14 protein-coding genes are annotated in these 12,033 nt (G+C 69.0%); 8 read left to right on the top strand and 6 right to left on the bottom strand.

Translation table 11 applies throughout. From position 1 onward, the window contains the following. The first annotated feature begins 39 nt into the window (after positions 1 to 39). Complete coding sequence (locus DW306_RS06815; RefSeq protein WP_136054858.1) at positions 40 to 606, top strand: LemA family protein; 567 nt, start codon at positions 40 to 42, stop codon at positions 604 to 606. Between the two features lie 6 nt (positions 607 to 612). On the opposite strand, the gene DW306_RS06810 is transcribed toward DW306_RS06815, so the two are convergent. Together DW306_RS06810 and DW306_RS06805 are read right to left on the bottom strand one after the other, a co-directional pair. After that, a complete protein-coding gene (locus DW306_RS06810) occupies positions 613 to 1,515 on the bottom strand; it encodes a hypothetical protein (protein WP_136054857.1) in 903 nt (300 codons plus the stop codon). After that, positions 1,512 to 2,771, bottom strand: coding sequence for a crosslink repair DNA glycosylase YcaQ family protein (locus DW306_RS06805; RefSeq protein WP_136054856.1), 1,260 nt, complete (start codon positions 2,769 to 2,771; stop codon positions 1,512 to 1,514). Before DW306_RS06805 ends, DW306_RS06810 begins: the two co-directional genes overlap by 4 nt. A 69-nt stretch (positions 2,772 to 2,840) precedes the next feature. Between DW306_RS06805 and DW306_RS06800 the strand changes: the two genes are divergently transcribed. After that, on the top strand, positions 2,841 to 4,037 hold the full coding sequence (locus tag DW306_RS06800; protein ID WP_136054855.1) for an AI-2E family transporter: 1,197 nt from the start codon (positions 2,841 to 2,843) through the stop codon (positions 4,035 to 4,037). Beyond that, entirely contained in the window at positions 4,034 to 5,263 is a 1,230-nt protein-coding gene (gene ilvA / locus DW306_RS06795; protein ID WP_136054854.1) for a threonine ammonia-lyase, read from the top strand. The genes DW306_RS06800 and ilvA overlap by 4 nt, the downstream gene beginning before the upstream one ends. Positions 5,264 to 5,324: 61 nt before the next feature. Here ilvA and greA read toward each other — a convergent pair whose 3' ends face one another. Together greA and DW306_RS06785 are read right to left on the bottom strand one after the other, a co-directional pair. After that, positions 5,325 to 5,816: a transcription elongation factor GreA gene (gene greA, locus DW306_RS06790; RefSeq protein WP_116636933.1), complete on the bottom strand. Its 492-nt coding sequence runs from the start codon at positions 5,814 to 5,816 to the stop codon at positions 5,325 to 5,327. A 95-nt stretch (positions 5,817 to 5,911) separates the two neighbouring features. After that, entirely contained in the window at positions 5,912 to 6,298 is a 387-nt protein-coding gene (locus DW306_RS06785) for a DUF4307 domain-containing protein (RefSeq protein WP_136054853.1), read from the bottom strand. A gap of 67 nt (positions 6,299 to 6,365) precedes the next feature. On the opposite strand from DW306_RS06785, the gene DW306_RS06780 reads away from it, so the two are divergent. After that, the gene (locus DW306_RS06780) at positions 6,366 to 6,650 is read left to right on the top strand and encodes a hypothetical protein (RefSeq protein WP_136054852.1); all 285 of its coding nucleotides are present in this window, start codon (positions 6,366 to 6,368) and stop codon (positions 6,648 to 6,650) included. 5 nt (positions 6,651 to 6,655) lie between these two features. Here the strand turns inward: DW306_RS06780 and DW306_RS06775 are convergent, their stop codons facing one another. Further along, positions 6,656 to 7,384, bottom strand: a complete 729-nt coding sequence (locus DW306_RS06775; RefSeq protein ID WP_136054851.1) for a hemolysin III family protein — start codon at positions 7,382 to 7,384, stop codon at positions 6,656 to 6,658. Between the two features lie 97 nt (positions 7,385 to 7,481). Here DW306_RS06775 and DW306_RS06770 point away from each other — a divergent pair, with 97 nt between their 5' ends. The 3 genes from DW306_RS06770 to DW306_RS06760 all read left to right on the top strand — a co-directional run bounded on the left by DW306_RS06770 (position 7,482) and on the right by DW306_RS06760 (position 10,967). Continuing rightward, positions 7,482 to 8,261 carry an isoprenyl transferase gene (locus tag DW306_RS06770; protein WP_136054914.1) on the top strand — a complete coding sequence of 260 codons (780 nt, stop codon included), beginning with the start codon at positions 7,482 to 7,484 and terminating at the stop codon, positions 8,259 to 8,261. Between the two features lie 39 nt (positions 8,262 to 8,300). Beyond that, positions 8,301 to 9,425, top strand: coding sequence for an aminotransferase class V-fold PLP-dependent enzyme (locus DW306_RS06765; protein ID WP_136054850.1), 1,125 nt, complete (start codon positions 8,301 to 8,303; stop codon positions 9,423 to 9,425). A gap of 237 nt (positions 9,426 to 9,662) precedes the next feature. Then, entirely contained in the window at positions 9,663 to 10,967 is a 1,305-nt protein-coding gene (locus DW306_RS06760; protein ID WP_168429255.1) for a PhoH family protein, read from the top strand. Positions 10,968 to 11,064: 97 nt separating this feature from the next. Here DW306_RS06760 and DW306_RS21580 read toward each other — a convergent pair whose 3' ends face one another. Then, positions 11,065 to 11,304: a DUF559 domain-containing protein gene (locus tag DW306_RS21580; protein WP_240747103.1), complete on the bottom strand. Its 240-nt coding sequence runs from the start codon at positions 11,302 to 11,304 to the stop codon at positions 11,065 to 11,067. Positions 11,305 to 11,517: 213 nt separating this feature from the next. On the opposite strand from DW306_RS21580, the gene DW306_RS21575 reads away from it, so the two are divergent. Beyond that, positions 11,518 to 11,973: a hypothetical protein gene (locus DW306_RS21575; protein ID WP_240747105.1), complete on the top strand. Its 456-nt coding sequence runs from the start codon at positions 11,518 to 11,520 to the stop codon at positions 11,971 to 11,973. Positions 11,974 to 12,033 lie beyond the last annotated feature (60 nt).

The following is a 12,033-nucleotide window of genomic DNA, read 5'->3' as shown; positions in this document are numbered from 1 at the left end:
GTCTAGGATGAGAGAAACACGAGGAAGGGTGGGCCTCTGATGGAATGGCTCGTGCCAGTACTGATCGTCGTCGGAGTGATCCTGCTCGTCGGCATCTATCTCTGGGCCACGTACAACTCGCTGGTGCAGTTGAAGGTCCGCGTCGATGAGGCGTGGAGCGGCATCACCGTGCAGCTCAAGCGACGAGCCGACCTCATCCCCAACCTCATCGAGACGGTGAAGGGCTACGCCTCCCATGAGAAGGCGGTCTTCGAGAACGTCACTCGCGCGCGTGCCGAGACGCTGTCGGCCAGCGGCCCGGGTGAAGCGGGTATCGCCGAGGGGCACGTGCAGCAGGCGCTGCGCAGCCTCTTCGCCGTCGCCGAGGCGTATCCGCAGCTGCAGGCCAGCCAGAACTTCCTCCAGCTCCAGCAGGCGATCGTCGACACCGAAGACAAGATCCAGGCCGCGCGTCGCTTCTACAACGGCGGTGTGCGCGAGCTGAACACGAAGATCAAGGTGTTCCCGAACAACCTCTTCGCGAAGGGTCTGGGCTTCACGGAGCGCGAGTTCTTCGAGGTCGCCGACAGCGGTGCGATCTCCGAGCCGCCCCGCGTGCAGTTCTGATGCGCGTCACCAGGGCGTCAGTTCCACCCCGTCGGCAGTGAACGAGATGTCGCCACGGATGCTCCACGACTCCGTGCGGTAGGTCGTGGTGCGATCTGCGCCGTCTTGCCCGATGCCTGTGACGGTCGCGACGAGAACACCTCCGTCGGCGGAGAACCCCGTCGCCGTCACCACCACGGAGGGCGCCTGCTCGATGCGGTAGCGCATCTCGGAGACGGCGCGGAATTCGGTGCCCCAGGGGATGCGGATGCCGCAGCCCTCCGGCGCTGTCGCCGCCGGAGCGGTGCACGTGTCGAGGTGCGAGTCGAGCTTCTCCTGCGCTGCGTCCGTCGCCTCCGGGCGCAGAGCGACCTCCAGAGCGACATCTGCCGTCTCGCCCGGGAGGAGAATCGCCGTGCCCTTTCCGTCGAGGAGCGAGGCGGGAGCGGCGGAGACCGTGTAGGCGGCGGGGAGCAGGCCCACCGCCTCGCCGACCGGGAACGTCGCGTCGCCGATGCCGACGAAGGCGCCGATCGCGGCCGTGGCGGTCATCGTTCCGAGCGCGGAGGCATCCACGGTCCACCGTCCGCTGTCGTTCGAGAGCGTCAGCTGCGCCGAGCGCTCCTCACCTCCGAGGCGGAAGGCGACATCGGCGGTCGCGGAACCGCCGTTCTCATCGAGGGCTGACACCTCCGCGTCTTCGATGAACTCCGCAGCGTTGGCGAAGGCATCGAGGGCCGTCTCGGTCACGGCGATTCCGGTCGCCTCGGCGGCCGCCGCATCACCCGATTCCAGCGCGCGCAGGTAGGCGGTCGCCGCCTCCTCGGCGGTGGCCGGACGGCTCGCAGCCTGCCAGATGAGCACGCCGGCCACAGCGACGACGACCACGGCGACGCCGCCGCCGATCACCCACCACCGGCGACGCGTCATGACACGCCCTCTCTGGTGTGCAGGTGACGCCGGATCGACGCGCCCACGTCTCCGCGCAGCGCATCGTGGATCGCGTCGGTGGCATCGCCCCAGCCCGAGACCGAGATGTGCTCCAGCCCCTGCCACGAAGCTGCCAGGGCCAGTTCCTCGGCGATCCGGCCGACGTCGTCGGGCCGCGCCTGCGGCTCCCACCACGCCGATTGCACCTGCAGCGTCGAGGTGGCCCGCTCGGCCTTGAGGTCGACGCGGGCCACGATGCGATCCCCGACCAGCACGGGCAGTGAGTAGTAGCCGTATCGACGCTTCTCGGCCGGCACGTAGATCTCGATGCGGTAGTCGAGGTCGAACGCGCGCAGCGCGCGGTCGCGGAACCACACCACCGGGTCGAACGGCGTCAGCACGGCGGCCGCGTCGATCTTCCGCGGCAGCACCGCGTCGCGGTGCCGCCACGACGGGAGGGGGCGGCCGCCCCGCTCCCAGCCGCGCACGTGCACCGGCTCGAGTTCGCCCGCCTCGACGAGGTCGACGATCGAGCGCGCGACCGAGGGGCGATCCTTGATGCGGTAGTAGTCGGCGAGGTCGGACTGCGTCGCCACCCCGCTCGATCTCGCCGCTCGACGGACCAGCTCGTGGATCGCCTCGGCGCGAGGGATCTCCTGCGAGAGGATCGCATCGGGGATGACCTGTTCGGCCAGCGCGTAGGAACGCTCGAATCCGCGGCGGCCGCTCACGGCCACATCACCCGTGCGCCAGAGGTGCTCGAGCGCGAGCTTGACCTCGTCCCAGTCCCACCAGGTGCCGCGTTCGCGCGGTGCATCGGCGCGGAGGTCGGCCGGACGCAGCGGACCCCGCGTGCGCAGCTCGTCTTGCACCCACTGCACCGTGCGGGCGTTCGTGCTCATCCACGAATCCTCACCCGCCCAGCGGCGGCGGAAGTCGTCCATGCGGAACCGCCACAGCGGCCAGTCCTCGATCGGGATGAAGGTCGCCTCGTGGGCGAGGTACTCGACGTAGTGGGTGGTGCGGGCGAGGAACACGCGGTCGAGCAGCGCCGGCTCGTAGGCGCCCAGACGCGAGAAGAGGGGCAGGTAGTGCGACCGCGCGAAGACGTTCACCGAGTCGATCTGCAGCACTCCGAGTCGTTCCATCACCCGATCGATGTGACGCCGGGAGACGGATGCCGGGCGTGCACGGGTGAAACCCTGAGCGGCCAGAGCGATGCGGCGCGCCTGGGCGGAACTGAGGGTGTCGGTCACGACGTCAGCGTATCCCCGGCCGAGGACATCGCGTCATGAGCCGAGCGGCGACCGCCGTAGACTTGGGCGATGAGCGAGGACCAGCGACCACGGCTGCGAGACCTGTTCCGCCCGCGCCCGATCTCCACCGACCGCACCGTGACGACCGAGGCCGACGAGGCCGTTCCGCCGCGACTGCGCATCACGGCCGCCTACGCGTGGCGGCTCCTGCTCATCGCCGCCGTCATCGGCGTGTTCATCTGGCTCGTCATGCTGCTCAAGCTTCTGGTGATCCCGCTCATGGTCGCCATCCTCATCACGGCCCTGCTGTGGCCGGCCTTCGAGTGGATGCTGCGCCATCGCGTCCCGCGCTGGGCCGCCATCGCCATCTCCCTCCTCGGCACGGCGGCGATCGTCACCGGGCTCGTCTGGCTCGTCGTCTGGCAGGTCCGGCTCGAGCTCCCCGCCGTGCAGGAGAGCACGACGAAGGCCATCGACGGGTTCCAGGTCTGGCTGCACGAGGGTCCCCTGCAGCTCTCCGACAAGCAGATCGCCGACTACATCGACCAGGGCCTCGCGATGATCGAGGAGCAGACGCAGGCTCTGCTGTCGGGTGCCCTGGCGATCGGCACCACGCTGGGGCACGTGCTCACGGGAGCACTCCTCGCTCTGTTCAGCCTCATCTGCCTCCTCGCCGACGGCGGCGGGATCTGGCGCTGGACCGTCAAGCTCTTCCCGCGCAAGGCGCGTCCGGCCGTCGACAGCGCCGCACGCAACGGCTGGCGGACGATCGTGAACTACGCGCGGACCCAGCTGTTCGTCGCGACCATCGACGCGATCGGCATCGGGATCGGCGCGTTCCTGCTGCAGGTTCCGCTCGCCCTCCCGGTGGCCGTCCTGGTCTTCCTCGGCTCGTTCATCCCGATCGTGGGTGCGGTCGCCACCGGCGCCGTCGCCGTGTTCCTCGCCCTCGTGTACAACGGGCCGTGGACCGCGCTGTTCATGCTGCTGGTCGTGCTCGCGGTGCAGCAGATCGAAGGCCACATCCTGCAGCCGATCATGATGGGATCGGCAGTGAAGGTGCATCCGCTGGCCGTCGTGCTCGTCGTCGCGGGAGGCGCGATGATCGCGGGCATCCCGGGGGCGCTGTTCGCCGTGCCGTTGGCGGCATTCGTGAACGTCGCCGCGGTGACATTGAGTTCGGGGTCGTGGCGCACCGGCGACGTCCCGAGTGGAGATCTGATCTGGAGCACAGTGCCGCGCGAGCGGCAACGGAGGAATCGATGAGCGCAGTCCCCAGCCTGTCCGAGTTCGAGTATGCGGCTCAGAGCCTGGCTGAGGTGATCTCCCATACGCCGACGCTGCCGTCGCGAGCACTGTCCGACATCCTCGGTGCTCCGGTGCTGCTGAAGATGGAGAACCTGCAGCGCACCGGCTCGTTCAAGATCCGCGGCGCGGCGTACCGTCTCTCGCGGCTCAGCGCCGAGGAGCGTTCGCGCGGGGTCGTGGCGGCCTCCGCCGGCAACCACGCACAGGGCGTCGCACTCGCCGCCCAGGCCCTCGGCATCCCCGCCACGATCTTCATGCCTCTCGGCGTGCCGGTGCCCAAGCTCCTGGCCACGCGCGGCTACGGCGCCGAGGTCGTGCTCGAGGGCGAGACCGTGGCGACCTCGCTGCGCCTCGCCGCCGAGTTCTCCGAGCGCACCGGTGCCGTGCTCATCCCTCCCTTCGATCACCGCGACGTCGTGATCGGGCAGGGCACACTCGGTCTGGAACTGCTCGAGGACGCACCCGAGGTCGACACCATCGTGCTCAGCATCGGCGGCGGAGGCCTCATCGCGGGCGTCGCCGCCGCCGTCAAGGCCCGCGCCGCCGAGCTCGGCCGCACCGTGCGGGTGATCGGCGTCCAGGCCGAGAACGCGGCCGCCATGGCCCCGTCGCTCGCAGCAGGAGAGCCCGTCGACATCGTGACGCGGCCGACCATCGCCGACGGCATCCTCGTCGCCCGTCCCGGAGCGATCCCGTTCGACATCATCAAGGACCTCGTCGACGAGGTCGTCACGGTCTCGGACGACGATCTGGCGCGCGCCATGCTCATCCTCCTCGAGCAGGCCAAGGTCGTCGTCGAGCCCGCGGGCGCTGCAGGCGTCGCGGCCATCCTCGCCGGGAAGGTCTCCGCGACCGGGACGACGATGGCTGTGCTGTCCGGCGGCAACATCGACCCGCTGCTGCTGCAGCGCGTCGTCTCGCACGGTCTCGCGGCATCGGGCCGCTATCTCACGATCCGCGTGCCGCTGCCCGACCGCCCCGGTCAGCTCGCCCGGGTGTCCGAGCTCATCGCCGCGGCGGGGGCGAACGTCATCGAGGCGATGCACACGCGGCACGGTCACGGACTGCAGATCAGCGACGTGATCCTCGAACTGAGCGTCGAGACGCGCGGACCCGAGCACTCGGAGCTCACGCTCGACACTCTGCGTCAGGCCGGCTTCCAGCCGTTCATCGTCCCGGACTGAGCGGACAGCAGAGCGCCCCGGCATCCGCAGGGATGCCGGGGCGCTCTGCTGCGACGGGGCGTCAGCCGGTGTACGTCTCGACGTTCACGATCTCGACGGCGATCGAGCGGCCGTTCGGCGCCTCGTACGACGACTTCTCGCCGACCTTGAGGCCCAGGATCGCCTGCCCGAGCGGGCTGGCCTCGCTGTAGACGTCGAGGTCGCTGCCGCCGGCGGCGATCTCGCGGCTGCCGAGGAGGAAGACCTCTTCGCCGCCGGCGACGACCGCGGTCACGACGGTGCCGGGCTCGACGATGCCGCGGCTTGCGGGAGCCTCGCCGACCTTCGCGGTCTTCAGCAGACCCTCGAGGGTGCGGATGCGGGCTTCCTGCTTGCCCTGCTCGTCCTTGGCGGCGTGGTAGCCGCCGTTCTCCTTGAGGTCGCCCTCTTCGCGGGCGGCCTCGATGCGCTTGGCGATCTCATCGCGGCCGGTGGTGGACAGGTGCTCCAGCTCGGCGACGAGCCGGTCATATGCTTCCTGCGTGAGGAAGGGAACCTGAGCGTCGGTGGACATGACGAAGCTCCTTCTTTCGGATCCCACCGGGTACTGCGGGGGATATGCCAAGACGCCCCGGCACGTTGCCAGGGCGTCGTCTGTCTGCGATGAGTCTAAGCGACCCAGCAGGTGTTCACCAAACCTGTGGTGGCCGCGGACACCGTCGGAACGACGGCCGACATCGCCTGGGTGTGGCTGTCTCCGGCAGGGATCTCGACCACCTTCCAGCCGACGACGCCGAACTCCTCGTCGAGCGCCTCGACCACGCAGACGACGTCCTTGCCCTGCACGCCGCTGACCTGGAAGCGCACGTCGACGGTGTGCTCGTCGACCAGTTCGAAGCCGAGATCGTCGGCATCCACCGAGCTCATCGACTGGGCGACGATCATCCAGCCGAACGCCCCCACCACGAGCAGTGCGACGATGCCGGCGATGATCCACGGCGTCCGCCGCGTGCGCGTGCGGCCATAGCGTTCGTCGAGCTCTTCTGCGGTCGTCACGGGGCGGTCTTCCGGTCGTTAGGCTGGTGATACCAGGTTATGCGACCTGAGTAGGAAAGGCCGACACATGCGCTCTCTGTCCGAGACTCCGATGCCGACGCCCACCATGACGGTGGCTCCCGAAGCCGTGACTCCCGGCTTCGTCGGCTTCGCCGTGATCGTGGTCATCGTCATCGCGGTGATCCTGCTCATCTGGGACATGAACCGCCGCATCCGCCGCGTGCGCTACCGCGAAGAGGTGCGCGACGAGCTGGATGCCGAACAGGCCGCCCGCGCGGCCGACGAGGCGACCGAGACGGATGCCGACCTGCCCATCACCCGCGAAGGCGACGACGACCCGCGCGCGACCTGACGGCGTCAGGCGCCGAGCGAGGGGCTGAGCGGCTCCAGAGTGATCAGCAGGCACGCGGTCCAGTGGCACAGGAACGCGAGCACCGTGCAGACGTGGAAGATCTCGTGGAAGCCGAAGTGCCCGGGCCAGGGGTTCGGCTTCTTCAGCGCGTAGACGATCGCCCCGCCGGTGTAGAGCAGGCCGCCGACGATCACGAGGATCATCATGGCGGCGTTCGCGGCGAGAAGGTCGGCCATGAACATCACCGCCGCCCACCCCATGAGCAGGTAGAGCGCCACATAGAGCCAGCGCGGCGCGTGGATCCAGAACACGCGGAAGAGGATCCCGACCACGGTTCCGCCCCACACCAGCCAGAGCAGCAGAGCGCCCTTCTCGGGAGGGAGCGCCAGCGTCGCCAGCGGCGTGTAGGTGCCGGCGATCAGCAGGAAGATGTTGGCGTGGTCGATCCGCTTGAGGATCAGCTTCACCTTCGGCTTCCAGTCGAAGCGGTGATAGAGGGCCGAGTTGCCGAAGAGCAGCAGCGAGCTCGCCATGAACACGGCCGCCGCCCACTTCGCGGCTCCGCCCTGCGCGAGGACGATGAGCACGATGCCGGCGACGATGGCGACGGGGAAGACGCCGGCGTGGATCCATCCGCGCCAGGTCGGCCGGATCTCGACCGCCGCATCCGCCGCGGCCACCTCGAGAAGGGGCAGCTGGGGGAGTTCGGGTTCGGACGGCTCGGGAGTGCTCACGTGCTCACTCTAGGTGGGTGCGCATGCCGTGGAAGGCACATATCCCCAGGCTTCGCACACGGTGCGCGCGGGCCCGACACGGTAGCGTAGGTGGGTGATGTCACGCGAGAGTCCGGGGCGCGGACCGCTGTACCGGCTCTACACCAGCCGGCTGCGACGCCATCTGGATCCGGCGTCCGTGCCGCACCATGTCGCGATGATGATCGACGGCAATCGACGGTGGGCACGGCAGCTCGGCTACACCACGCCCGCGGAGGGGCATCGGGCCGGTGCCGCGAAGATGCGCGAGTTCCTCGGCTGGTGCGATGAGCTCGGCGTGCGGGTCGTCTCGCTGTACCTCCTCTCCAGCGACAACCTGCGCAAGCGCGATTCCGCCGAGCTCGCCGACCTGATCGAGATCATCGCGGAGCTGGCTGAGGCGGTGTCGCAGGAGGAGAACTGGCGGGTGCAGCACGTCGGCCGCTCCGACATCCTCCCTCCCGAGCTCGCCCGTGTGCTCGCGGAGGCCGAAGCGCGCACGAAGAGCCACACGGGCCTCCACGTGAATCTCGCCGTCGGCTATGGCGGACGGCACGAGATCGTCGACGCCGTCCGCAGCATCATCGCGAAGCACGAGGCGTCGGGTGGCACGCTGGAGGATCTGGCGGCCCACCTGACTCCCGAGATGATCGGCGAGCACCTCTACACGGGCGGACAGCCCGACCCCGATCTGGTGATCCGCACGAGCGGTGAGCAGCGGCTCAGCGACTTCCTGCTGTGGCAGAGCGCGCACAGCGAGTTCTACTTCGTCGAGGCGCTGGGGCCCGACCTGCGCCAGGTCGACTTCCTGCGCGCGATCCGCGACTTCGCCGACCGCGACCGCCGCTTCGGACGCTAGCGCGTTCCGGGGGCCGCGCACCCGTGCCAGACTGACGCGGTGAGCACTTTCGACGACTATGTCGGCACCTTCGACAACGAATCCGGCTACCTGAACTGGGCTGCATTCGGTCCGCTGTCGCCCTCGGTGCGCGAGGAGATCTTCGCCGACGCCGATCTGCTGGGCAGCGGGCGCCCGTCGTCGCTGTCGCTGGTCTGGGAGCGGGTCGGGCAGGCGCAGGAACTCGTCGCGGAGCTTCTCGGCGGCGACGCCGTGGATGTCACGCTGCAGCCGTCGTCGACGCAGGGTCTCATGCACGCCTTCTACGGGATGACCGGCGCGGTGATCGCGAGCACGGCCGAGTTCCCGAGTATCAGTCTCACCCTCGATCGTGCGGCGGCAGCATCGGATCGCGCGCTGACGCCGCGGTGGATCACACCCGCCGACAGCCGGGTGACAGCGGATGCCGTCGCCGAGGTGCTGGATGACGAGGTCACGGCGCTCGCGGTCAGTCACGTCGACTTCCGCACCGGCTACCGCGCCGATCTCGCGGCGTTGCGCGACGTCATCGGACCGGACCGCCTGCTCATCGTCGATGCCGTGCAGTCGTTCGGCGTCGTGGATGCCGACTTCACGATGGCCGACGTCGTGGTCGGTCACGGCTACAAATGGTTGCGGGCGGGTCGCGGCAGCGCCTTCGCCTGGTTCTCGCCGCGAGCCAGGCAGCGCATCGTTCCCGTGCTGTCGGGCATCACCGGCACGGACAGCCTGTCGGTGGACGAGGTGATGGCGCCGACGGCATCCGCTCAGGCATTCACGGTGAGCTCGCCCGACACTCTGGCCGCCGGTCGGCTGGCCATCGGCGTGCGCGATGTGCGCGATGCGGGTGTCGCGGCCATCGAGGCGAGGATCGCCCAACACGTCGACACGGTCCTGGAGATCGCGGATCGGCACGGCATCGTCGTGACATCGCCCCGAGATCGCGCGGAGCGGGCAGGGATCGTCGTGCTCTCGCCCGAGGAGCCCGCCCGCCTGGCCGCGGCCCTCTCCAACGCCGGGATCGTCGTGACGGCACGCGGCTCCTCCGTGCGCATCGGCGTCCACGCGGGCACCGACGCCGCCACCCTGCAGCAGCTGGACGACGCGCTCGGCGCTTTCGGAAACGAGACGTTCACAAGCTCGTAAGAATCGCCCGCGTGTCGACGCGCGGTTAAGCCACCGCGAAGTCGTACGTTCTAGGCATCGGGCAAGGAGCCCGGTCGAGTCGGCCTTCCGGTTGACGACTCGTGGCCCCAGGTCGACTCGTTCTCAGGCGGGGATCAATCCCCGGGTCGGGAGTGGGTCGTGACCACACGTACAGCGCAGCAGTCCACCAGCACCGCGCAGCAGTCCACCCGTAAGACGACGAGGAGCGCTTCGTCGATCGAACCGGATCAGGACCTGCGCACCTATGTGCTCGACACGTCGGTGCTGCTGAGCGATCCGCAGGCGTTCTTCCGGTTCGCCGAGCACTCCGTGGTGCTCCCCGTCGTCGTCATCACCGAGCTCGAAGGCAAGCGCCACGACCCGGAGATCGGCTACTTCGCCCGTCAGGCACTGCGTCACCTCGACGACCTGCGCATCGAGCACGGTCGTCTGGACTTCCCGGTGGAGGTCGGAGAGGGCGGCACCCTGCGCGTCGAGCTCGCCAACACCGACCCGTCGGTGCTGCCGGCCGGCATCCGGCTCAGCGACAACGACACCCGCATCCTCTCGGTCGCGATGCACCTGGCGCAGGACGGCCAGGACGTCACGATCGTCTCCAAGGACCTGCCGATGCGCGTCAAGGCGGCATCTCTCGGCATCCGCGCCGAGGAGTACCTCGCCGAGCAGGCCGTGGACTCCGGATGGACGGGCATCTCGACGCTCGACCTCTCGGGCGACGAGATCAGTGACTTGTACGAGAGCGAGGTCGGCATCAGCGAAGAGGCGCGCGGCCTTCCGATCAACACCGGCCTGATCATCCACTCGGAGCGCGGGTCGGCTCTCGGACGAGTGACCGGCGACGGCGAGTACCGCCTGGTGCGCGGCGACCGCGACATCTTCGGCATGCACGGGCGCTCGGCGGAGCAGCGGATCGCGATCGACCTGCTCCTCGATCAGGAGGTGGGCATCGTCTCGCTCGGCGGCCGGGCCGGCACCGGAAAGTCGGCGCTCGCGCTGTGCGCCGGACTCGAAGCGGTGCTGGAGCGTCAGCAGCAGAAGAAGATCATCGTCTTCCGTCCGCTCTTCGCGGTCGGCGGGCAGGAGCTCGGATACCTTCCCGGCGACCAGGGCGAGAAGATGGGCCCCTGGGGCCAGGCGGTGTTCGACACCCTCGGCTCGGTGGTCTCGGGCAACGTCGTCGAAGAGGTCATCGAGCGCGGACTGCTCGAGGTCCTCCCGCTCACCCACATCCGCGGACGCTCCCTGCACGACGCCTTCGTGATCGTCGACGAGGCCCAGTCCCTGGAGCGCAACGTGCTGCTGACGGTACTCAGCCGCATGGGCCAGAACTCCCGGGTGATCCTCACGCACGACGTCGGACAGCGCGACAACCTCCGGGTCGGCCGCCACGACGGCATCGCCAGCGTGATCGAGACCCTGAAGGGGCACGACCTCTTCGGACACGTGACGCTGATGCGCTCAGAGCGCTCGGCGATCGCAGCCCTCGTCACTGAACTCCTGGAGGGCGGAGAGCTCAGCTGACGACGGCGGGAGAGCGGATGCCGTGACCTTCGGCATCCGCTCTTCTTCTTCACTGGCCCCCAGTGTGAACGAGGAAGCGGTCGATGGCTGGCGAGGTTCACCGGTGGTCGTGCGTCCGTTCGACGGCGGCGAGGATCGCGGCCTGCACGGACGGCCAGTCGTGGATCACCTGGGCGTAGTCGAAGCGGAGCGTCTCGATGCCCAGGCGCGAGGCCGCCGCATCCCGAGCCAGATCGCGATGCCGCTCAGATGCACCTTCATGATTCTCTCGCCCGTCGATCTCCAGGATCAGCCGCTCCTCGATGAGGAAGTCGACCCGCCCGACTCCAGGGAGCACGACCTGGCATGCCAGAAGCAGGCCGAGGAGGTGCAGGCGGAGACGTACCAGTGATTCCAATCCGCTGTCGGCATCCGGGCGCGCGAAGTCGACGAGCCAGCGTGCGTACGCGGGGAGAGCGGCGCGGATGCGCGAACGTGCTGCGGCGGACAGCTTCCGGAGACGCCAGGCGGACTCGAAGGAGGCAAAGAACGCCTCATCTCCGGCGCAGCGATGAAGGTGGATGAGTGCGGTCTCGACGTCGACAAGGCCGAGCCCAGGGTCTCCTCGCAAGAAGTGACTCGTGCACCGGCATCCGACGTGCGGATGGATGCGACCGCGCCTGCCGACCCATACGTGGGGTGGGCCTTCCGAATCGAGTACCCACACGCCGTGACGCCGCAGCGCTTCCGCGCAGGTGAGGGAGCCGCCGTGCAGAGCCGCACGATGCAGCGCGTCATGCAGCCCCTTCGTGGCGAAGAGCCCCGGCCGGACTCGGTCTATCCGGCCCGCGCGGACGTCATTCGCCAGCTGCATCCGACTGATGCCGTACTGCTGGAGCTGCACGCCGCTGGCAAGCCCGCCGAGACGGGTGAGGAGCAGCTGTGGATCGAGCATCCTTCCACCATGCCTGGCCCTGCCGCGCGGAGTCGGCACCCGAGGCGCCCGATTGCGGAAACCGGGGAATGACGCGCCGGAAACCTTCCTGTGCAGGGCAGGCCGTTGCTTCATTCCGGGGGCCGACACGCC

It is taken from the genome of Microbacterium sp. K24, assembly GCF_004794465.1.
Taxonomy (GTDB): domain Bacteria; phylum Actinomycetota; class Actinomycetes; order Actinomycetales; family Microbacteriaceae; genus Microbacterium.
The sequence above is the reverse complement of the archived record's forward strand: the minus strand, read 5'-3'. Positions and strand labels throughout refer to the sequence as shown.

What these genes read in the sequence shown, in the direction of transcription:
- DW306_RS06815 (WP_136054858.1), top strand. Translation starts at nt 40, where the DNA reads ATGGAATGGCTCGTGCCAGTACTGATCGTCGTCGGAGTGATCCTGCTC.
- DW306_RS06810 (WP_136054857.1), bottom strand. Translation starts at nt 1,515, where the DNA reads ATGACGCGTCGCCGGTGGTGGGTGATCGGCGGCGGCGTCGCCGTGGTC.
- DW306_RS06800 (WP_136054855.1), top strand. Translation starts at nt 2,841, where the DNA reads ATGAGCGAGGACCAGCGACCACGGCTGCGAGACCTGTTCCGCCCGCGC.
- ilvA (WP_136054854.1), top strand. Translation starts at nt 4,034, where the DNA reads ATGAGCGCAGTCCCCAGCCTGTCCGAGTTCGAGTATGCGGCTCAGAGC.
- greA (WP_116636933.1), bottom strand. Translation starts at nt 5,816, where the DNA reads ATGTCCACCGACGCTCAGGTTCCCTTCCTCACGCAGGAAGCATATGAC.
- DW306_RS06780 (WP_136054852.1), top strand. Translation starts at nt 6,366, where the DNA reads ATGCGCTCTCTGTCCGAGACTCCGATGCCGACGCCCACCATGACGGTG.
- DW306_RS06770 (WP_136054914.1), top strand. Translation starts at nt 7,482, where the DNA reads ATGTCACGCGAGAGTCCGGGGCGCGGACCGCTGTACCGGCTCTACACC.
- DW306_RS21575 (WP_240747105.1), top strand. Translation starts at nt 11,518, where the DNA reads ATGAAGGTGGATGAGTGCGGTCTCGACGTCGACAAGGCCGAGCCCAGG.